This is a genomic window from Paenibacillus sp. F4, assembly GCF_002894905.1.
GTDB classification, from domain to species: domain Bacteria; phylum Bacillota; class Bacilli; order Paenibacillales; family Paenibacillaceae; genus Paenibacillus; species Paenibacillus polymyxa_B.
On record NZ_POVS01000009.1, the window covers coordinates 332,174 to 351,302 of the forward strand.

The window sequence follows — 19,129 nt, forward strand, 5'->3', positions numbered from 1 at the left end:
TAAGTGAAATGTTAGCAATGTTTAATTTATCATTCAACCGACAAAATGTTCATTCTGTTGCTTAACCAAAAGGGTTATAAAATTGTTGTATAACTAAACTCATTTGTTGACAAAACAACACATGTTTATAATGGGGGAATCATTTAATTTACCTGAAAGGAGTGTCTTGAAGATGCCTGGTGTAACCTCACCCAACCCAAACGATCCGCGCGTCATTCGAACACGTAGATTAATTCTCGACGCATTCATTGACCAATTAAATAAGAAAGACTTCTACACGATTACGATCAATGACATTACCCAAAAAGCCACCGTTAACCGTGCTACGTTCTATGCACATTTTCAAGATAAATATGCACTGCTTGAAACTCTTTTGTCAGAAGCATTTTTGGAGCATGTTATTAAGAGGATTGATGCTGAGGCGGGTTTGTCGGAGAGGACCATTCAGAAACTTATTCTTTCGTTATGCGACTATCATGACACTAGTAATCAATGCATCCATAAATATAATTCAGTCGCACCGATTCTGGAAGAACATATTAAGAATCAATTAGAGCATTTCATACTTCAACTCATAACAAGAGGAACCAGTAATACAGACCCAAGAACGTTAGAACTTGCCGCGACCATTTTAAGCTGGTCCATTTATGGTGTAACCTTTCGCTGGAATGTGGAAGGAAAAAAAGAGTCTCCTACGGATTTAGCCGAGAGAGCTGGGCCTTTAATATTCAATGGGGTTGTCTTATCTCTAGTCTCACAAATCTCTTAGCAGAAAATGCGAATAAAAAGGGCCGTCCCCAGTATTTTTCGATCAGTTCCTGGGACAGCCCTTATAGTATTTAGTAAAATAATTGCCTCTTTTATTTAAAGAATTTTCTTAAACATCTCGATAACTTGTTCTTTGCTAGGTATGAACGGATTGCCTGGAGCGCAAGCATCCTTCATTGAGTTCTCGGCAAGCAGATCTAAATCCACTTCATTTACACCCAGTTCAGAAAGTTTGGAAGGAATCCCTACTTCCTTCGACAGGTCTTTGATTCTTTGGATTACATAGTCTGCGCATTCCTTATCCGTTTTCCCCTTATCTTCAAAACCTATGACCTTAGCGATGGCACGAAACTTCTCTGGTACATGCTTGGCATTCTCCTCCTCCACAATCGGCAGCAGCATGGCATTACAAACACCATGAGGCAAATCGTATACGCCGCCAAGCTGATGCGCCATCGCATGAACATAACCCAATCCGGCATTATTAAATGCAAGTCCTCCCAAGAAAATAGCGTATACCATTTGCTCACGTGCTTCTATATCATGACCGTTGCTCACTGTACGAGCCAAATGGTTAAAAATAATCTCTACTGCTGCCAACGCAGTCGCATCCGTTACAGGATAGGAACCTGGCGTAACCAAAGCTTCAATAGCATGGGTCAAAGCATCTAGCCCTGTAGCTGCCGTTAACGCGGCGGGTTTGTCTACCATCAGCTCAGGGTCGTTGACCGAAATCGTAGCTACACTATTCTTATCAACCATAACCATTTTGACTTTGCGCTCTTCGTCCGTAATGACATAATTAATCGTGATTTCAGCAGATGTTCCTGCTGTGGTATTAATAGCCACAATAGGTAGCGATTTATGCGTGGATTTATGAACGCCCTCATACTCGGTTATATGTCCCCCGTTGGTAGCAATAATGCCGATTCCCTTAGCCGTATCCTGTGGTGACCCTCCGCCAATCGAAATTAAAAAGTCACATCCGTTTTCTTGCAGAAACTGAACACCATCATGTACATTTTTACAGGTCGGATTTGGTTTTACTTCATCGTATACCGCATAGTCCACTCCAATATCATCCAGCAAAGACGTAACCTTGCCTGCAATACCACTCTTCATCAAAAATTTATCCGTTACGACGAGAGCTTTGTTTAAATTCAGTTCTTTTATATACGGCCCAACTTCATGCAAACAGCCTGTTCCCATAAGATTAATAGATGGTACAAAAAATACATGTGCGCTCATAAAAAATCGGCCTCCTAAAGGATTCACTTCTTATTGCCTCGCTAAATATAGGGCTATCTCTTAAAAGTGAAATGTTTCACATTTATAATGTTATCTTTATTTTATTTTGATGTCAATAATAAAACACAGATATTTTTTTGTTTTATTTTTGTTTGTTTTGTTTTTTTGGACAAATCCAATATTTGGTGCACAACTAATCGGAGGCAGTCTCGTACAACTTAGATGAACACATTCACAATGAGGTGATAACAGCATGACAATCAACAAGAAAGTATTGCTGGCTCTGCTGGCGGTATCACTGCTCCAAGCTCCCCCCTCTTATGCAAAGTCGGTACGGACGACTCCGGTGACAACCGTTTATGTAGATGACCGCCCGCTTCAGCTTACTGCCCAGCCGCTACTGCTAGAAGGAACAGCGCTCGTCCCCATGCGCCAGCTGTTTGAGGCGCAAGGAGCTGTGCTTTCCTGGAACGGATTCAGCAAAACCGTAACAGCAACCAAAACCGACACGGTGCTGACCTACCACATCGGGGAACTCGCTGCCACCCTAAACGGCAAAACGCTGTCCCTGAATGTTCCGGGACAGATCGTTGAGGGCAACACGATGATTCCACTGCGTTTTGTGAGCGAAGCACTTGGGAGCACAGTGAAGTGGGATGCCCTTGCCCGGACAATCCGGATTGCCTCCAGGGACGATTTTTTCACAACAGTTCTTTCCAGGGTCAACCTGCGCAGCAAACCGGATTCATCGGGAGCTTCCCCTTCCCTGCGGCTTATTCAAGCCGACGAAAAGATTCACGTCATCCGCGAGGTCAATGCTCTCTGGCTGGAAGTGCGCACTAAAGACAACCTGACTGGATACATATCGGCAAAACCAAAATACAGCGACTATTCCAGCCCATCCCTGGCGGAACGGCAGGGAGATGAACTCATCGCCTACGGAGAAAAATTTCTCGGTACCCCTTATGAATTCGGCGCAGCAACCGGACAGACATCGACCTTTGATTGTTCTTCTTTTGTGGGGGAAGTGTTCCAGCATACGCTCTCTATCGACCTCCCCCGTGTCTCTTACGATCAGGCTAAAGAAGGGCGGGAGGTCGGGCTGAACGAGCTGCGCAAAGGCGACCTGCTGTTCTTCAGCGCACGCGGGCTAGAGATCGGCCATGTGGCTATCTATGCAGGGAACAACAAATTGCTGCATACCTTCTCCAAAGAACGCGGCGTTCATTTTGACACGCTTGATAGTAAATGGCAGAAACGTTTCGTCACAGCTCGCAGGCTGTTTTAAGACAAACCGGATGGCTAATAATAGCAGGCTATTCCAGTACCACATTCAATATTTTCTGATTGCCTTTTGCCGGACGCCTCCCTTGCGGTTTGCGTTCAGGCGGCAAAAGGTCGGGATTCATTGTAAAATGGAGGTCATAACGTTTAAAGGCTACGATCGCTTAAAAAATTGGATTGAGGTATTAATCGTTTTGAAATACTAGGTAGAGTCTTTTGACTATAGACAGGAGGAATAAATAATTATGCAATTTGAGACAAACCGGCTCATCATTCGTGATATTGGCAGATCCGATTGGGAAAGTATACATACGTACACGTCATTGCCTGAAGTTACTAGCTATACAGCCTGGGGACCGAATACAGAAGAAGATACAAAGGCATATATAGAACAAGTTCTAGCCTCACAGCAGGAACAGCCACGACAAGACTATGAACTAGCCGTTTGTCTGAAAAACAATGGAACCCTGATCGGCGGTGTTGGTATTCATGTCAAAGATACTAATGCAGAAATGGGTTATGTTTTGAATCCAGATTATCAAGGGAAGGGTTATGCAGCAGAGGCAGCACGAGCGTTACTAGACTTTGGATTTAGCACACTTGCTGTCCACCGTATTTATGCAACATGTCGTCCAGAAAACAAGGCCTCTGAGAAGGTTATGCAACAGATCGGAATGCAACGTGAAGGTTTGATGCGTGAACACTGGTACTACAAAGGCGAGTTTCATGATTCATATTTGTACTCTATTCTTGCTGAGGAATATAACAGGGCATAAAAGGTATTTTTTATATCTAAATATATTTTTGTATTTTTCAACAGACAATTACTCCTTGAGAAACATGTTGCTGCGATAAAATGATAGTTAAATCATTTAATGACAAATAGGTTTGAGGAACTTTTCTGAACGATAAAATTTTTATTAAGGAGGGAACAACATGGAAGCTTTTGCAGAATATTTAGCGCATATTGATAACCCCCAACATCGGGCCCGAACGCAAGAAGTTTTGGCTTGGGTAACCAAGAAGTTTCCAAATTTAATGGCAAAAATTGCGTGGAATCAGCCTATGTTTACGGATCACGGCACATTTATTATTGGCTTTAGCGTAGCCAAACATCATTTGGCCGTTGCCCCTGAAAAGGCAGGGATTAATCATTTTTCTGAGTTAATTGTGCAGGCTGGCTATGATCACACCAAGCAGTTGGTACGTATCCAGTGGGATAGTCCAGTTGATTTCTCATTACTTGAGAAAATGATCGAGTTTAATATTTTGGATAAGGCAGACTGTTCAACCTTTTGGCGGGAATAAAAAAAGGTTCCTTTTCTCGTAAAACTATACATCGAGCATCACAAATAAGTATTTTTCTTCTCGCCCCCTCTACCATCCTTCCAAATCTCATCATGCTAATGACCCTTAAAGTGACCCTATGCTATAATGTGGAAAGTATGGATTGTTACATGCACAGGAGGATTGGAGCAGAATGATTGGGAAATTTTTAATTTTCTCTCTACTATGGAGTTTGCTTGGCAACCCGTTTTTGGCAATGCTCGTACTCCTAATCGTGATCTATATATTAGATCGCAGCTTTGTCGGTGTATTGCCCAGCATCAGCAAACCATGGAAAAGAAGACGCAATGCCGCTCGATTGCGCCAACAGATTACGCTAAACGCCAACGATGTGGCTGCCAAGTTCGATTTGGCTCGTATCTGGATCGAAAGCAAGAAATATCCTCAGGCTTTGGAGCTGTTATTGGAAATTCAATCCCGTTATGAAGAATCCGCAGACTATTGGAACGCACGGGGAACGGCTGAAGTACACACAAACCATCTGGAGGATGGAGAACAGGATTTACTGAAAGCACTGGACATTAACCCGCGGGTGCAATACGGTGAGCCTTATTTGCATTTAGCCACTGCTTTCAAAGAACGTGACGTAAATAAGTCACTTCATTATCTGCAGCAATTTCAGGAGATTCAGTCTTCTTCCAGCGAGGGCTATTATCTGACAGGCTTGATGTACCGTATGCTGGGACGCAAGGATGAAGCCACTGTAGCCTTTAACCAGTCCATTGCTGTCTATCGTTCCCTGCCCAAATACCGCAAACGAAGTGAGCGCAAGTGGGCTGCGCGCAGCTTATTCCGTAAATTTATTGTTTAACCATCCTGTTAGCACCCTTAAGGAAATGTTTCCCTATCATGAGATGTGGGAGACAACCTTGAAGGTGCTTTTGTGTTGACAACAGGAAGCTATCCATTCAATGTAAAATCAAAATTTTAGACTTTCCCAACCATATTGAAGTCATACCATATGTGTAAGAAAAGGCCAACCAGTAATGCTGGTTGGCCTCATCGAACTGCAATCCTTTTTTCACTAATCACTCGCTCCCGTGATGCTTAACTAACAGCTATCTCGATACTTCCGTAACTTTCACGGTCTTATGACTACATTGACTGACTGGACGCTCCACATGACCAGCGTCATCTGTACACCATGACTGCGATTGGAAGGCGAGGAACATGCCAAGCCACTTATTTTCATCCTCAAGATGAATCACAATCCCGCCATCCTGCCAAATCCCGTCGTCTTTTTTGAAGTCCTTATGGTTACCTTGGTTCATGTGAATGTTATGCATACCGCTCGGAAAAGGCTCGCCGTACACATAAATCTTGGCATTCTCTTTATCAATTGCCCTGTGTAAATACTCGTCAACTTTCTCGTTTAGATCATTGTTCGGGCCCTCTATGTCATAAGCAAGCTCAATCATTTTAGAAGGTTCGAACAGCCCACCACGGATATAATCCAGCGCAATTTCCCGGTTGGACTCATTTATTTTAGTAAAACCTTCTTTTAAATTTGGCAAATGAGTAATTTGTTCAGAATTGAAATCCTCACTGACCAGATAAATCAGTTCAGAAGGCTTCTTTTTCGATTTAACGTTGATGGCCAATTCGTATTCTTTGCCAGCAGCTTCAACCACCGCATGATAATGCGGAGTGCTGTCATTTGTACGCGGCGCAGGAATTCCTTGGATCACTTTTCCCTTTAATACTCCGTATGAATTTAGTGGCATGGTTATCGGCTCCTTTAATGTATAAGTTGTTGTATATGTGCATTTTTTAATTTCTCAAGTGCCCATTTTGTTTTTGACATATCCTGCCCAAGCAAAATATTATGCTCCTTGAAAAAATCAACAAATTGCAGGTGTTTGGCCTCAGCTACGGCCTCGGTTGCTTCTTTTATTTTCATTGTAGCCTCAGCAATACAGTCTTCACCTATGAACCAAATCTCCAGATGTACTTTCTCTTCGTTCCACTCACTCTTGTATTTTACAGATTGAACAGGTCCCATCACACGGCCATCTTGTTCTACGATTTTAAATACACCGCTGTTCCTAAACGGCTGTGGAGCCCGATCCAGCACGGGCTGCTTCCACAGGTCCGGGGATGTTCCTTCCAGCTTGATTTCCGGGTCTTGTGAAAGAGACAACGCCTTTTTCTCGTATCCCCACTCCACTTCCAGTTCATAATCCACGAGTACAAATCCTTCATTAACCGCTTGTTTTACCGCATTTTCCAAGTTATCATATTCCCTGATTCGTCTCTTATAGGTAAGCTCCCATCTCTCGTCCTTCCAGCGATTGCGGATAATCCAGCCTGTTTCATAAAGCTTCATATCGGGAGTGTCCATCAAATAAATTTGCATCCTGTCTTTGAGAGAGAAGGATAAACCCGCGACCTGGGGAATCAATTCCTTATCCTCGGTTAACACTTTCTTTGGTTCCACAAAAAGCTTGAATTCATAAGACATTTTATCGTTCATTCATACCGCTCCCTTTTAGGCGTTGGTTAAGAGTACTGACTCAGGTCCGGTTTGTTTTGTCTCCAGTAATCGGCTAGTAATTCAGGAGCAGTTAAATAGAGCAGGCCGTTACCTTCCTCAGTTTTGATGCCGCTTAATGGAATTGTACATTTCAGAATCTGTGCATAAAGTTCATCCTCGGTTAAGGTGCGATTGAATTGGGAGTCGCTTTGACAATAGTTAAGCACTAATGCAAGTGCACCGACCACATGGGGAGAAGACATTGAGGTACCGGAGATCACTTTATAAGGCTCGGCTTGATTGGGAACTAAATCAAGGGGATAGCAGGATAGCACATTGACACCTGGGGCAGTTAGATCGACCTCATTGTTTTTCGTTAAAAAATGAGCTGTTTCCCCGTTGAAATCAACTGCTCCCACGGAGGTACACTCATTGTACGCGGCTGGATAGCGCATCTCTTCCTTCCATGTATTCCCTGCTGCACACACTACAATAATTCCTTGGTTAACAGCACGTTTAATGGCCTCATGCATTTCCTCATGCCCCCTTCCAGCGGAAAGAGACATGTTGATAATTTGAACATGTTGGTCAATTGCATAATCAATCGCCTTTGCAATCCATTCGGGACGACCGCTCCCTTCATGATTAAGGACTTTCAGAATAAGTAAACTTGCTTCTGGCGCAACTCCGACCACCCCGCGGTCGTTTTTAGTTGCTGCTATCGTACCTGCTACATGGGTACCATGACCGTTGTAATCAGTGAAGATTTGCTCATTTCCACCATCATCATCCGTAAAATTTCGCCCTCCGATAATCCGGTCTTCGAGATCAGGGTGTCTTTTATCGCAGCCGGTATCTAAAACAGCAATTTTCACTCCTTTACCATATTTCCCTTTCTCCCAAAAGGCTGGAGCCTGAATCATCTGTACGCCCTTCGGAATTTCTTTAATGTGGTGGGTTACATCCTCGGCCTGAAAGGGAAGGAGTGTAACTGCATCACCGGTAAGTGTATTGGTAGTCATTTACTTGTACCTCCTTTGTTCTTCTTTCCACTTATCATTAATGTAAAGGTTTGTACACACTGAAATCGATCCGATCAGCCAATTCGGGAAGATCAATGAAAGGATTTCGATTCCCTTGAATCTTATAAATGGCTTGATTTCTATGCTTTTCATATTTAAGGTTGGGAGGGAAATCCTTATGCCATTTAAGAAGCACATCAACGTCTTGCTTCTTGACATAAGCTTGTTCAATTGCCTTGGGATAGCGGAGAATGAAGTACAGCATTGCCCTCGCGACCATTCCTTTAGCATATTCCGGTTCGAACTGACCATCCGACGAGCCGTCTCCACCTTCTCCTTTACCGCATTCATCGTGGACCCAGTCTGTTCTAAAATCATCAGGATTGTAGTCAGAGAAATCGACGTACACTTTATTCCCTCTTCTTGCATTGCATGTTTTCTCACAGTAAAACAGATGATGCATGTCCCCGCGCATGGGTTCATGTTTATCAAACCAGGATTGAGGCACAACATGCTCAATGTTTACATTATGACCGAGGTGACTCGTTTCATCTGCCGCAGAAATCTCATTCATATCTTCTTCAATGACCTGGTGCGGTTCGGCTTCTTTACCGGAATAAATACTTCGCAAATACCCGTCGTCATGCAAATCTACCTCAGTTTTTAAATACTCGTCGCTATTTTTGTAAGGAATTTTGTTCTTGTGAGTATCCGTAAGCAATTGGGTCAAAGCATGAAACAAAGCTTTGCCATCTTCTTCATCCCGATGAAGCGATGAATAATACTGCTCTACATCCGCTTTATCCCTAGCAGAGTCATAATACTCACGGCTATTGCTACGAATTCTCTCCAGATTTGCATCCAGTTCATGCAGCCGAGTTGCTGCAATTTCAACAGTATTCATAACTCTGTCTCCTTGCATCAAAAATGGAAAACATCAACAACCTCATAGCCTTCCGCATCTCCCTTAGGCATCAGCATGATCATCCCTAAATAAGGAATTGGATCTACTTCGCCGTTAAAGGTAAATTGGTGAGCGATCAATACCTTATTAAATCCTTCCGCAGGGTTGGACTCCAAAAGAGTCAGCAATCGATTTTTCCTTGCCTGTTCTTCTTCGGTTGGATTCTCCCTGAACAACGTGTCCATATCATATAAAGCCTCTTCCACATGGATATTCTGAAAAGCCGCTTTCCCCGTTTGCTGAGCTCTTCGCGCAGAACTTGTCACCACCGGCAGCTGTACTGGAATATTTTGTTCTCTAAAAAAATTCCCAAGTGCAGTTGCCTGCTCTTGACCGATTTCACTTAATTCTGAGTCGCCAGAGCGAGGAAACGGTTCTGCATGCCGAAAATAAAGTATATACCCTCCTTTCTGAAGCCGTTGAACCTGCTCTGTGCTGGGTCTGCTGACATTGGCAGTGGACAAACTCATGATCCTGACCTCCTAGTTCATTTTTTTAAGACTAATCTATACTTCGTAAAACAATCTCCATTTATATATGTAAATTTATGGTTTACAGTTTTTATAGCCCCCTTATGTTGCACTAACAAAGCGTATTTAGAAGATTTATAATTAAGTATTTACAGTTCAGTTTGTATAGCTTTGAAAATCTGAGGGGAGATTAGAATGGATACTATGACATGAAAAACTGGATAGAATCTTTTGAATCTATCTTTACAGCAAGAAAAGCCACAAAAAATTTGAAAGTGACCGTATGTCTGAAAAGCAACAGGAGCTTGGTCGACGGTATTGGTATTCATGTCAAAGGTACGAATTCAGAGATGGGATATGTTTTGAATTTTTAAAAATATGGATAATTATATGTCACGCGAATGGGAGCAGGATAAGATTCAGCAAACTATTGGAATGCACGAGGAACAGCCGAAGTACACACGAGCCATCTGGAAGATGGTGAACTGCATTTACTGAAAGCACTGGACATTAACCCGCGGGTACAATACGGTGAGCCTTATTTGCATTTAGCCGCAGCTTTCAAGGAACACGACGTAAATAAGTTTCTGCACTTTCTGCAGCAATTTCAGGAAATTCAATCCTCTTCCAGCGAAGGCTATTATCTGACAGGCTTGATGTACCGAATGCTGGGACGCAAGGATGAGGCCACGGCAGCCTTTAACCAGTCCATTGCCGTCTATCGTTCTCTGCCCAAATACCGTAAACGAAGTGAGCGCAAGTGGGCTGTACGCAGCTTATTCCGTAAATTAATAGGCTAGACGGATCTATATTTTACCTTAACGACCTTTCTCTTCTTTTGAGAAAGGTCGTTTTTACGTTTGTCTACCATGTACTTCCACGGACCTGAATCGGCTCCCTTTCGCATCCTAAATTTGAGGCATTTTTTTGTAATCAGTCGTTGACATGCCACAAATCAGGTCATATAATCCGTTTATGAACTAATGAGTTTATACATAAACTTTGAAGTACAAAAAGACAGAAAGGATGATCATCTTGTTAAAACCCAGTCTCTACATATCTGCTATATTCATTCTTCTGTTTACCTCAGCTTGCTCATCTACAGGGTTGAGTCAAAATGATGCAGCAGAACAACAAAAGCAAAAGGTGGAAGCAATAACTGTAAAAAAAGAACCGCTGTCTGCTTCTTTTCACCTTTCAGGCACACTACAGCCCTATGAAGACACCACCGTATCGTTCGAGTTATCCGGTCTGATACGTGACACACTTGTGAACGTAGGAGACTCTGTATCCCAAGGACAGATCTTGAGCAAACTTGATCCATCCAGCTATCAGCTCCAACTGGAGCAGGCTAATACGGCCATTCTTGAAGCACAGGCAGGTATCAAAAATGCTACAGCCGCCATTTCCAGCGCAGATGCCTCCATTCAATCCGCCGACGCGCAAAAAGCAGCAGCTCAAGCTGGAGTCAACAAAGTGAACAAGGGTGCCCGTGAGCAAGAAAGGGCACAGGTCCGAACCAAAGTGCAAAGAGCACAGTCCGCTTTGACTAAAGCACAAGCCACCGCTGAACGCACCAAGCTTTTATATGATCAGGGAGCTGCAACCAAAAACGATTATGAAAATGCGCAGCTCGCTTTGACCAATGCCACCAAGGACCTGGAGGATACACAAGAAGCCCTCTCCTTAATCCAGGAGGGAGCAACATTGGAAGATCGGCAATCGGCAGAATCCAGCCTACAGCAAGCCCAAGCTGGGAAAGAAGCTGCTATCGCTGCGAAGGAACAGGCTGGAGCCTCCCGAGATAACTCAACTGCGGCATATCAGCAAGCGGTCATTGCCAAAAAGCAAGCCGAACTTTCCCTCTCCAAGACAGCTTTAAAAGCCCCCATTTCCGGCGTTATTCTGGAGAAAAAAGCAACGGTGGGACAATTGGCGAGCGCTGGACAGCCGGTATATCGTATCGGACAAATCGACAAGCTCAAGGTGCTGCTCCCTGTTCCCGATCATGAAATCACGAACTGGAAGCAAGGTCAGACAGTCCAGCTTCAACTGTACGATGAGAACAGAGAAGGAACGGTCAGTAAAATTTATCCGGCCACCAACACCAATACGGGCAGTATCAACGTGGAAGTGATTGTTCCTAACACCCAGCATGATTGGGCCCCGGGACAAGTCATAAAGGCAGGCCGCCAACTGACTCAGAGTGAGCAAATTTTGCTCCCAGCCAAAGCTGTCATTAATAACGGTACAGATACTTTTGTCTATAAAGTGGTGAACAACAAAGCGGTCAAGACGGTCGTGAATGTCGGTCAGATGTCCAACAATAAGCTCGAAATTACCAAGGGGCTGAATGTCGGGGATCGTATCGTTACCACCGGAGTAAACCTGATCTACGATGGGCTGCTCGTTCAGATCATGGGGGGAACGAGCAAATGATTGCATATTTTATCAAAAAGAAAAAACTGACCCTCTTTATTTTTATCATGGCGATTGTTGCCGGGCTATATAGTGTCTCTCAACTTCCCCGGCAGGAAACGCCGGATATTATCAAGAAAACCGCTGTGGTCACGACCCTCTACCCTGGAGCTACACCCCAAAAGGTAGAACAAACGGTCACGAAGCCTCTGGAACAAAAAATGAAAGAAATCAATCATATTAAAAAGATTTCTTCTACATCCGAAAATGGACTTTCGACGATTATCATTGAGACAGAAGGCAACGCCAATGCCGCAGAAGTCTGGGATACATTACGCAAAAAAATGAACGATGCCCAATCTTTTCTGCCCACAGATGCTCAAAAGCCTGTCGTTAACGATGATTTGAATAAAGTATTTATCCATTCCTACGCCATCACGGGGGACTCTGTGGAGCAATTGTATCAACTAAATGATATGGTGATATCATGGAAGGATCAATTAAAAACCATTCCCGGTGTATCGGAAGTAACAATCAAGGGATTACCGGATCAAGAGGTTCAGATTCAGATTGATGCTCAAAAGCTCCAACAGTACCATATCAGTTGGGAACAGCTCATGAGTGCAGTGCAGAAGGAAAATGAGCAATATCCGATAGGCAATCTGGATTACAATGAACGTACCTATCGCTTGAATGTAAAGCAGTCCAAGGATGCTCAGGATTTGAGGAAAGTCATTATTTCCAGAACGGACAGCGGCGCTCCTGTGTATCTCAGTGATGTGGGCACCGTATTGCTTACACATAACACCAGCAGCTATATGGCCTTTTTTAACGGTAAACCAGCTATTACGCTGACGATTAACGGTAATACCGGCTCTGACGTAGACACGATTTATAGTAAAGTAAATCAAGAAATGCAGTTGTTAAAATCAGATCTGCCTAATACGTTTCAACTGAATACGTTATTTTCACAGACCGAGCGGATTGATCATATTTTTCATGGCTTGACCCGTGAATTGCTGTTTGCCATTGCGGCGGTTGTGATCGTATGTACATTGGGCTTGAATCTGATTACATCCTCTTTTGTGGCACTGGCTATTCCTATTTCAATCGCCATAGGTCTCATTATTCTCCCTATGCTCGGAATAACATTGAATCAGGTTACGGTCATTGGCTTGATTATTGTAATGGGGATTCTAGTCGATGATGCTGTGGTGGTTAATGATAATATTGAACGCAGAATGATGACCTTGGGCGAGAGTCCCAAGATAGCAGCATTAAATGGAACGAAAGAAGTTTCCATTTCCATTTTGACCGCAACCCTGGCAACTGTAGCCTCCTTTGCCCCGCTGTTCTTTTTATCAGGCGATGCAGGCTCCCTTATCAAACCATTACCGTTTGCTGTTATCTTTACGTTATTGGCTTCCATGCTCATGTCCTTTACCGTCATCCCAATCTTTAGAGAATGGTATGGACAACGAAATCAAAAAACGCCCAACTCCACCATGAAGCCGTCGGGACTGCTGGGAAAACAAATTGATGCTCTTCGTAACGTATATACCAGCAAGCTGATTCCGAGAGTCATTAAGCAACCTGGATTATATGCTGCATTAGGATTATTGATCAGTACCACGCTGTACGGCATACTTGCTCTGATTCCGATCGACCTGTTCCCCAGAACCAACGATCCGGAATTAAGCATTAATGTGCGTATGCCTACAGGTACTTCTATAGAAGAAACCAAGCGGGTCACCGAGGATATTGCCAAATGGGTGAAGCAGCAACCTCATGTGGAAACGATCAGTTATGCGGCTGGCGGCGACGCTCCCCGGTTGTTTCAAGATATGACCGCTGACGCCAAAACAGGCACAACCGTGGGTCAAATTGCTATTATTGGGGAAGAAGGTACATTTGATCCCGATGAAATGGCAGACAAATGGCCCTCCATCTTAAAGGATCGTTATCCGGGTCAATCCATTTCCTTGAAAATAGCCAAAGTGGGGGTGCCTCTCGGTAAGCCGATCTCCATTCGGATTTTAGGCAATGATGTAGATCAGTTGCGTTCGTTGTCACAGCAGTTAAAAGAAGGCATTATGGCTACCAAAGGGACACAGGACATACAAGATAATATGGAAAATGAAGGATATACGTTGGATTTCCAAATCAACAAACAAGCGATGGATCAATATCAGGTAAGCAATAATGATCTGACACGTACACTCTTGTTAATGGGTAATGGCGTGAGCTTTAGCCGATTTGATACGGGGAAAGATTTGATCAATATTAAGCTGAAGCTAAGCCAAACCGATCAAAATCCTGAAATTTTGTTTCAGCAATTGAATGTGACCAATGCCAATGGTATTCAAATCCCTTTATCTCAATTGGCTGAGTTGAAACCATCCTTTGCAACACAAAAAATTAACCATTATAATTTAAAACGTTCGATTACTGTTGAAGCTGAAGTTCACGGGCGTACAGCTTCCGAAGTCATGAAGGATGTCAAGCTTAAATTGCAGGACATTAAATTTCCTCCAGGCTACACTTGGGAAATTGGCGGCGAGATTTCAGGACAAGATGACATTTTATCAGAAATAGGATGGTTATATGTTGTCGTCATACTATTAATCTTCATGCTGATCTTTTTGCAATTTTATTCTTTCTCGACTCCACTCATCATATTGACTACCGTGTATATGGCAGCAGCAGGCGGATTTCTTGGCTTGTTCATTCTAAATACGCCGGTTAGTTTTATGGGCGTGTTGGGCTTAATGACCTTGGCAGGTATTGTCGTACGTAACGGCATTGTGCTGATTGAGTTTATTGAGGATGCAAGACATGAAGGGATCGAACTGAAGGAGGCCGTTGTTGCAGCGACCAAAGCGCGTTTCCGTCCCATATTGCTTACTTCACTGACAGCCATTGTCGGTCTGATTCCGATTGCGCTTATTGGAGAGCTTATGTTTAGACCGCTGGCGTATACCATTATGTTTGGATTGATGTACTCGACCATTCTTACGATGTTTGTGGTTCCGTCCCTGTATATGGTTATTGCCCGCTGGAAATTAAAGAGACAGAGCAAAAAATTGGGGGTACAATGAAAAAAATAACGAGTGAAGATATTATCTATGCCGCCCTTTCCCTGTTTTCTGAAAAAGGGTACGATGCCACCTCGGTGGATGAAATTGCCCGCAAAAGCGGGATGGTCAAGGCTTCCTTTTATAAATACTTTCAAAGTAAAGAAGAGTTGCTGCTGGGGACAATCGTCCTGATTGAAAAACTTCTTGATGCAGATATTAAAGAACTTTATTTGAAGCACCAGCTACCTTCCCGTGAAAAGTTGAGACAACTGTATTTGATTGCGCTGGGCCGGATTTATAAGAATAAAGTTCATTTGCTGGTATACTCCGTCCCTTTAATCGGTTCTAAGGAAGAAAAAATCGCACAAGCCATTGATCGTGTTGAACATTATTTGTCTAACGTGATGGTTGATTTCTTAATTGATGCTTATGGACAATCTATACGTGACTATGCGCACGATATCAATTTTGTCATCAAAAGTATCATTATTAATTCCTTCCGAATGAGCGATTCAGAACTGTCCTCGACGGAGCATCAAACACTGGCTGAATTTATTGTCAGCATTACGGATATACTGGCACAAGGAATGTTGAGCCCTGATGTTCAACATCAAATCATGTGGGGCCGCGATTCCGTATTTTATGAAGATTCTGATCAAATCTGGACCAAAGGAAAACAAATCTCCTATGCACTGCAACGTATAGATACGGTTCTGAAACAAACTAAATTAAATGAAGCTACCCGGAATGAATATGTGCAAATCCTAAGCAGATTACAGCGTGAGATCTCGGAAGAAAACGTGGAAATAGCTCACGTGAAAGCCCTCCTTCTATTTTTGGGGCAGCTGCCCGAGTTGCTGGAAGACTGTACCAAGCTGAAGGCTGTATTGGAGATTTAGCACGCCGAAATGCATAAAAAGAGGTTCATGATGGTCAGTTTCTACTGCCATCATGAACCTCTTTCTTTAATATACTTTGTCCGATCCAAAGCATCCTCTCACGCTCACCGTAACGGCGCATAACCAAGCCGATTCAACTCTTCCGCAATCACGCGATAACCACGACTGTTCGGATGCACCCGATCTAACGAAAGCAGTGCCCGTTCATAGCCCTCAAATGCGGGGTAAATGTTCGCCACCCGGTAATTTGGTCCGCCCAATGTATAGAGAAACGAGTTATACTGGCGCACATATACTCCCGCCTCCCTCACCCCTGGAAAAGGATTATATAATCCCACCATTCGGATGATAAATGGCTCACGCTGACCGGACTTTATCTGATACAGGGCATGTACAATTTGGCGTACATGTTCTTTTGTGTGATTCAACGCTTGCGGAATGGAAGAACCCGACAAGCCAGAACCTCCAGCAAGGGCGCTGATGTATGGGCGCAGATCATTCCCGCCGATCGTTACTGTTATAAGTTCAGCCCGGCTGAGCGCCGACCGAAAAAGCGGATTGTTGCGGACCATTGACAGCAACTCCTGCGATGTCAGCCCATTGATTCCTAGATTCTCGTAACTGACTGGCGTACGGAGATGTCTTTCTGCCATTCGCCGATAGATTGGTACAAATCCGCCACTCAGCAACGTCCCCGCACCTGTCGTTAAAGAATCTCCAATCGCTGTGTAGTGGTACGCCAATGAAACCCACCTCCCTCTTTCTACATAACATATCTTATGTTGAAAGAGGGAGGCGGGACCCGGGGATTTGCTTATTCTTCGTCCATTTCATATACACAATGGAATTGCCCACCATCCGGCAAATCCTCTGATCCATAGACGGCAAAGCCCACGTTGCGAAAGAAATCTGCCCCCTCCGCATCTGTGTCCACAGTAAGCCGTTTCGGCTTACGCTCCTGAATGAGCGTAAGCAGCATGCCTCTGGCATATCCTCTATGACGGTTTTCAGGCAACACGGCCAGATGACGGATTACGGTTGTACCATCCTCCTGCTCCTCAAAGCCGACAATACCTACAATAAGTCCTTCATCTTCTACACCGAACAGCTTCCAGTCATCCGAGGCTTGATAGGTACGTAAAGCTGCTTCTCCGCGTTCAGGGTGATCCAGCACAGCGTAGGTTAACAACTCCAGAACCTCCTCACGATCTGAATCTGTTTTTATATTTTTAAACATTGTTTGTCGTCTCTCCTTAATATCCTGAAATTAGGATTACACTCTAATTCTCCATAATAAGCAACGGCCAGTTATCAAGCCATTGCTTCTCAAATACACGCTGACGAAAAGCTGTTGTGTGACGAAACAAAGGGCTTTGCCGTACCCGCATATCCAGTAAATCTTCCAATCCATGCGGACAAATGACCTTTATTTGATCCTTGTCATTCAATCTAACCGCCACAGCCGTCGCCGTCTCTGGCCAGCGGCTCATCGCATCCTCTACCGAGGAATACGGAGCCTCCCCGTTGCGAATATGCATCCGAGCCTGATTTTTGACAGACCAGTTACGTCCGGCCTGCTTACGGTTCAAGGACAATTCTAGATACTCATCTCGTTCCTCTATCGTATTTTTCGGGTCAAAATAAATAACATCAATATCGTTTAAAGGTGTAGCAGTTGTATAGCCATGGAGCTTGTCCCAAACCCGGTTACGCACATAGCCTGCGGCAATACATCCTTGCGGCAACTTCAGCTCTCGCACATAACGCAAGTCTTGCAGTACCTGCGGATCATTCATATATTGTATGATTCGTAGCACATTTTCTTCCGACTTCATCCTGCACTCAACTCCCTTTTTATGATGACAGTTGCTACACCGATTCTCCTCCTTGAGCCGCGATCCGTGCTGTACGCTGCACCAGACGGCGGCGTGCGACCAGAAGGAACGGAATGCCAATCACAACCGACAGGGCAACCGGAACAAAAACGGCAAGCGGCGCCGTTTGACCATAGATATCCAGCAACCAGCCACCAAATAAAGGAGCCAGCACGCTTCCCAAATTATTAAAGCCGATTGTACCGAAGTAGGTCCCTTTATATTGAGCATCTGCAATTTGGTCAATCAGTACGTCCAACATCGTGAACAATAACACTTCACCAACCGTGAACAGCACCATATCCAGTATAAACATCCAGCCTGAGTTTAGCATACCGCACAGCAACAGGCTGACCGCAATACATATATTCCCTGCAATCAAGGAATTCACCGGGGAAAATCGACTTGCCAGTCGCACCAGCGGATATTGAAATGCCAATACACAAACCGCGTTGACCGTCAGCATGTATGTAAACCATCGGGTTCCTTCTGCGAAGGATAAGGACAAGAATTGAGGCATTGTGGAATTGGAATGAGCATAGCCCATCACACAAAATACCGTTCCCAGCAAAATCGGCATAAACACCGGATCACGGCTGGCTGTACGGAATGCCTCACCCATTCGCAGTGGAGCCTCTCCCGCCGTTGTACCTATATGCAGATCCGATGCATACCGGGCAAATTGGATCAACAACAGTACCCCGTACAATGCGTACACACCAGCAGCTACCATAAACGGCGTACCAGTGGATGCAGATCCTAACATTAAACCAAGCAACGGCCCTGCCACCACCCCAACATTAATGGCCGCATATCTCATATTGTAGATAAGCAGTCTTTTCTCCTTCGGGGTTACATCTGATAACAGTGCCCGTGAGGTTGGCTCGAACAAGGATCTGCACAGTCCATTCAGAGCATTAATGACAAAAAAGGCCCAGGCCGCTTCCGCCAACGCAAAAGCAACGAATACAAGCGCCCAGCTCGCAATGGACACCAGCATCACCTTACGCCGTCCGATTCGATCTGAAATATATCCACCGTAAAAGCTGGCAAAAATGCCGACCAACGAGCTGACCGATACGATCACCCCCGTATGAAAGGGGGACACCCCTAGACGGGTGGTAAGGTAAATAGACAAAAACGGGATACTCATGGATGTCGCCATCCGCCCAAAAATAGTACCGACAATAATCGTCCAGGCCAGCGGGTGAATGGAACGCAACTGTTCTTTCATATATGTCTCTTACGTCCTCCTTCCGTATGCAAGTCTAACAAGGGGGAACCC

General features: G+C 44.2%; 18 protein-coding genes and 1 pseudogene. 9 read left to right on the forward strand and 10 right to left on the reverse strand.

Going from position 1 to position 19,129, the window contains the following annotated elements; all coding sequences use genetic code 11:
• Window positions 1-172 precede the first annotated feature (172 nt).
• Window positions 173-769 (forward strand): TetR/AcrR family transcriptional regulator, encoded by a 597-nt coding sequence (locus C1T21_RS08515; protein ID WP_167686438.1) that lies wholly within the window; start codon window positions 173-175, stop codon window positions 767-769.
• Window positions 770-864: 95 nt separating this feature from the next.
• On the opposite strand, the gene C1T21_RS08520 is transcribed toward C1T21_RS08515, so the two are convergent.
• On the reverse strand, window positions 865-2,016 hold the full coding sequence (locus C1T21_RS08520) for an iron-containing alcohol dehydrogenase (RefSeq protein ID WP_103047920.1): 1,152 nt from the start codon (window positions 2,014-2,016) through the stop codon (window positions 865-867).
• Window positions 2,017-2,269: 253 nt separating this feature from the next.
• On the opposite strand from C1T21_RS08520, the gene C1T21_RS08525 reads away from it, so the two are divergent.
• From C1T21_RS08525 to C1T21_RS08540, 4 genes are all read left to right on the forward strand, one after another.
• On the forward strand, window positions 2,270-3,304 hold the full coding sequence (locus C1T21_RS08525) for a C40 family peptidase (protein WP_103047921.1): 1,035 nt from the start codon (window positions 2,270-2,272) through the stop codon (window positions 3,302-3,304).
• 241 nt (window positions 3,305-3,545) lie between these two features.
• Window positions 3,546-4,076, forward strand: coding sequence for a GNAT family N-acetyltransferase (locus C1T21_RS08530; RefSeq protein WP_103047922.1), 531 nt, complete (start codon window positions 3,546-3,548; stop codon window positions 4,074-4,076).
• 160 nt (window positions 4,077-4,236) lie between these two features.
• The gene (locus C1T21_RS08535) at window positions 4,237-4,608 is read left to right on the forward strand and encodes an iron chaperone (RefSeq protein ID WP_103047923.1); all 372 of its coding nucleotides are present in this window, start codon (window positions 4,237-4,239) and stop codon (window positions 4,606-4,608) included.
• Between the two features lie 172 nt (window positions 4,609-4,780).
• Window positions 4,781-5,458, forward strand: coding sequence for a tetratricopeptide repeat protein (locus tag C1T21_RS08540; RefSeq protein ID WP_103047924.1), 678 nt, complete (start codon window positions 4,781-4,783; stop codon window positions 5,456-5,458).
• A 247-nt stretch (window positions 5,459-5,705) separates the two neighbouring features.
• On the opposite strand, the gene C1T21_RS08545 is transcribed toward C1T21_RS08540, so the two are convergent.
• From C1T21_RS08545 to C1T21_RS08565, 5 genes are read right to left on the reverse strand one after another with little or no spacing between them, the layout of a single operon-like run.
• Window positions 5,706-6,371 carry a YukJ family protein gene (locus C1T21_RS08545; RefSeq protein WP_103047925.1) on the reverse strand — a complete coding sequence of 222 codons (666 nt, stop codon included), beginning with the start codon at window positions 6,369-6,371 and terminating at the stop codon, window positions 5,706-5,708.
• A 14-nt stretch (window positions 6,372-6,385) separates the two neighbouring features.
• Window positions 6,386-7,120, reverse strand: coding sequence for a hypothetical protein (locus tag C1T21_RS08550; protein ID WP_103047926.1), 735 nt, complete (start codon window positions 7,118-7,120; stop codon window positions 6,386-6,388).
• Window positions 7,121-7,146: 26 nt separating this feature from the next.
• Window positions 7,147-8,142 carry a S8 family peptidase gene (locus tag C1T21_RS08555; RefSeq protein WP_103047927.1) on the reverse strand — a complete coding sequence of 332 codons (996 nt, stop codon included), beginning with the start codon at window positions 8,140-8,142 and terminating at the stop codon, window positions 7,147-7,149.
• Between the two features lie 37 nt (window positions 8,143-8,179).
• Window positions 8,180-9,046 (reverse strand): endonuclease I family protein, encoded by an 867-nt coding sequence (locus C1T21_RS08560; protein ID WP_258012395.1) that lies wholly within the window; start codon window positions 9,044-9,046, stop codon window positions 8,180-8,182.
• Between the two features lie 17 nt (window positions 9,047-9,063).
• The gene (locus tag C1T21_RS08565) at window positions 9,064-9,576 is read right to left on the reverse strand and encodes a histidine phosphatase family protein (RefSeq protein ID WP_103047929.1); all 513 of its coding nucleotides are present in this window, start codon (window positions 9,574-9,576) and stop codon (window positions 9,064-9,066) included.
• Window positions 9,577-9,992: 416 nt separating this feature from the next.
• On the opposite strand from C1T21_RS08565, the pseudogene C1T21_RS08570 reads away from it, so the two are divergent.
• The 4 genes and pseudogenes from C1T21_RS08570 to C1T21_RS08585 form a co-directional block, all read left to right on the forward strand.
• Window positions 9,993-10,376, forward strand: a pseudogene (locus C1T21_RS08570) (tetratricopeptide repeat protein); the annotation flags it as partial.
• Window positions 10,377-10,611: 235 nt separating this feature from the next.
• A complete protein-coding gene (locus C1T21_RS08575) occupies window positions 10,612-12,015 on the forward strand; it encodes an efflux RND transporter periplasmic adaptor subunit (RefSeq protein WP_134903016.1) in 1,404 nt (467 codons plus the stop codon).
• Complete coding sequence (locus tag C1T21_RS08580; RefSeq protein WP_103047931.1) at window positions 12,012-15,092, forward strand: efflux RND transporter permease subunit; 3,081 nt, start codon at window positions 12,012-12,014, stop codon at window positions 15,090-15,092. Before C1T21_RS08575 ends, C1T21_RS08580 begins: the two co-directional genes overlap by 4 nt.
• Window positions 15,089-15,970, forward strand: coding sequence for a TetR/AcrR family transcriptional regulator (locus C1T21_RS08585; protein ID WP_028542754.1), 882 nt, complete (start codon window positions 15,089-15,091; stop codon window positions 15,968-15,970). The genes C1T21_RS08580 and C1T21_RS08585 overlap by 4 nt, the downstream gene beginning before the upstream one ends.
• A gap of 104 nt (window positions 15,971-16,074) precedes the next feature.
• Here the strand turns inward: C1T21_RS08585 and C1T21_RS08590 are convergent, their stop codons facing one another.
• The 4 genes from C1T21_RS08590 to C1T21_RS08605 all read right to left on the reverse strand — a co-directional run bounded on the left by C1T21_RS08590 (window position 16,075) and on the right by C1T21_RS08605 (window position 19,078).
• Window positions 16,075-16,713, reverse strand: a complete 639-nt coding sequence (locus C1T21_RS08590; protein WP_061831326.1) for a GDSL-type esterase/lipase family protein — start codon at window positions 16,711-16,713, stop codon at window positions 16,075-16,077.
• 71 nt (window positions 16,714-16,784) lie between these two features.
• Window positions 16,785-17,207, reverse strand: a complete 423-nt coding sequence (locus C1T21_RS08595; RefSeq protein ID WP_103047932.1) for a GNAT family N-acetyltransferase — start codon at window positions 17,205-17,207, stop codon at window positions 16,785-16,787.
• A gap of 43 nt (window positions 17,208-17,250) precedes the next feature.
• Window positions 17,251-17,805, reverse strand: coding sequence for a nucleotidyltransferase family protein (locus C1T21_RS08600; protein ID WP_103047933.1), 555 nt, complete (start codon window positions 17,803-17,805; stop codon window positions 17,251-17,253).
• 34 nt (window positions 17,806-17,839) lie between these two features.
• Window positions 17,840-19,078 carry an MDR family MFS transporter gene (locus C1T21_RS08605; protein WP_103047934.1) on the reverse strand — a complete coding sequence of 413 codons (1,239 nt, stop codon included), beginning with the start codon at window positions 19,076-19,078 and terminating at the stop codon, window positions 17,840-17,842.
• Window positions 19,079-19,129 lie beyond the last annotated feature (51 nt).

Excerpts from the sequence above, each read along its gene's own strand:
- C1T21_RS08515 (WP_167686438.1), top strand. The coding sequence starts at position 173 with ATGCCTGGTGTAACCTCACCCAACCCAAACGATCCGCGCGTCATTCGA.
- C1T21_RS08520 (WP_103047920.1), bottom strand. The coding sequence starts at position 2,016 with ATGAGCGCACATGTATTTTTTGTACCATCTATTAATCTTATGGGAACA.
- C1T21_RS08525 (WP_103047921.1), top strand. The coding sequence starts at position 2,270 with ATGACAATCAACAAGAAAGTATTGCTGGCTCTGCTGGCGGTATCACTG.
- C1T21_RS08530 (WP_103047922.1), top strand. The coding sequence starts at position 3,546 with ATGCAATTTGAGACAAACCGGCTCATCATTCGTGATATTGGCAGATCC.
- C1T21_RS08535 (WP_103047923.1), top strand. The coding sequence starts at position 4,237 with ATGGAAGCTTTTGCAGAATATTTAGCGCATATTGATAACCCCCAACAT.
- C1T21_RS08540 (WP_103047924.1), top strand. The coding sequence starts at position 4,781 with ATGATTGGGAAATTTTTAATTTTCTCTCTACTATGGAGTTTGCTTGGC.
- C1T21_RS08545 (WP_103047925.1), bottom strand. The coding sequence starts at position 6,371 with ATGCCACTAAATTCATACGGAGTATTAAAGGGAAAAGTGATCCAAGGA.
- C1T21_RS08550 (WP_103047926.1), bottom strand. The coding sequence starts at position 7,120 with ATGAACGATAAAATGTCTTATGAATTCAAGCTTTTTGTGGAACCAAAG.
- C1T21_RS08555 (WP_103047927.1), bottom strand. The coding sequence starts at position 8,142 with ATGACTACCAATACACTTACCGGTGATGCAGTTACACTCCTTCCCTTT.
- C1T21_RS08560 (WP_258012395.1), bottom strand. The coding sequence starts at position 9,046 with ATGAATACTGTTGAAATTGCAGCAACTCGGCTGCATGAACTGGATGCA.
- C1T21_RS08565 (WP_103047929.1), bottom strand. The coding sequence starts at position 9,576 with ATGAGTTTGTCCACTGCCAATGTCAGCAGACCCAGCACAGAGCAGGTT.
- C1T21_RS08580 (WP_103047931.1), top strand. The coding sequence starts at position 12,012 with ATGATTGCATATTTTATCAAAAAGAAAAAACTGACCCTCTTTATTTTT.
- C1T21_RS08585 (WP_028542754.1), top strand. The coding sequence starts at position 15,089 with ATGAAAAAAATAACGAGTGAAGATATTATCTATGCCGCCCTTTCCCTG.
- C1T21_RS08595 (WP_103047932.1), bottom strand. The coding sequence starts at position 17,207 with ATGTTTAAAAATATAAAAACAGATTCAGATCGTGAGGAGGTTCTGGAG.
- C1T21_RS08600 (WP_103047933.1), bottom strand. The coding sequence starts at position 17,805 with ATGAAGTCGGAAGAAAATGTGCTACGAATCATACAATATATGAATGAT.
- C1T21_RS08605 (WP_103047934.1), bottom strand. The coding sequence starts at position 19,078 with ATGAAAGAACAGTTGCGTTCCATTCACCCGCTGGCCTGGACGATTATT.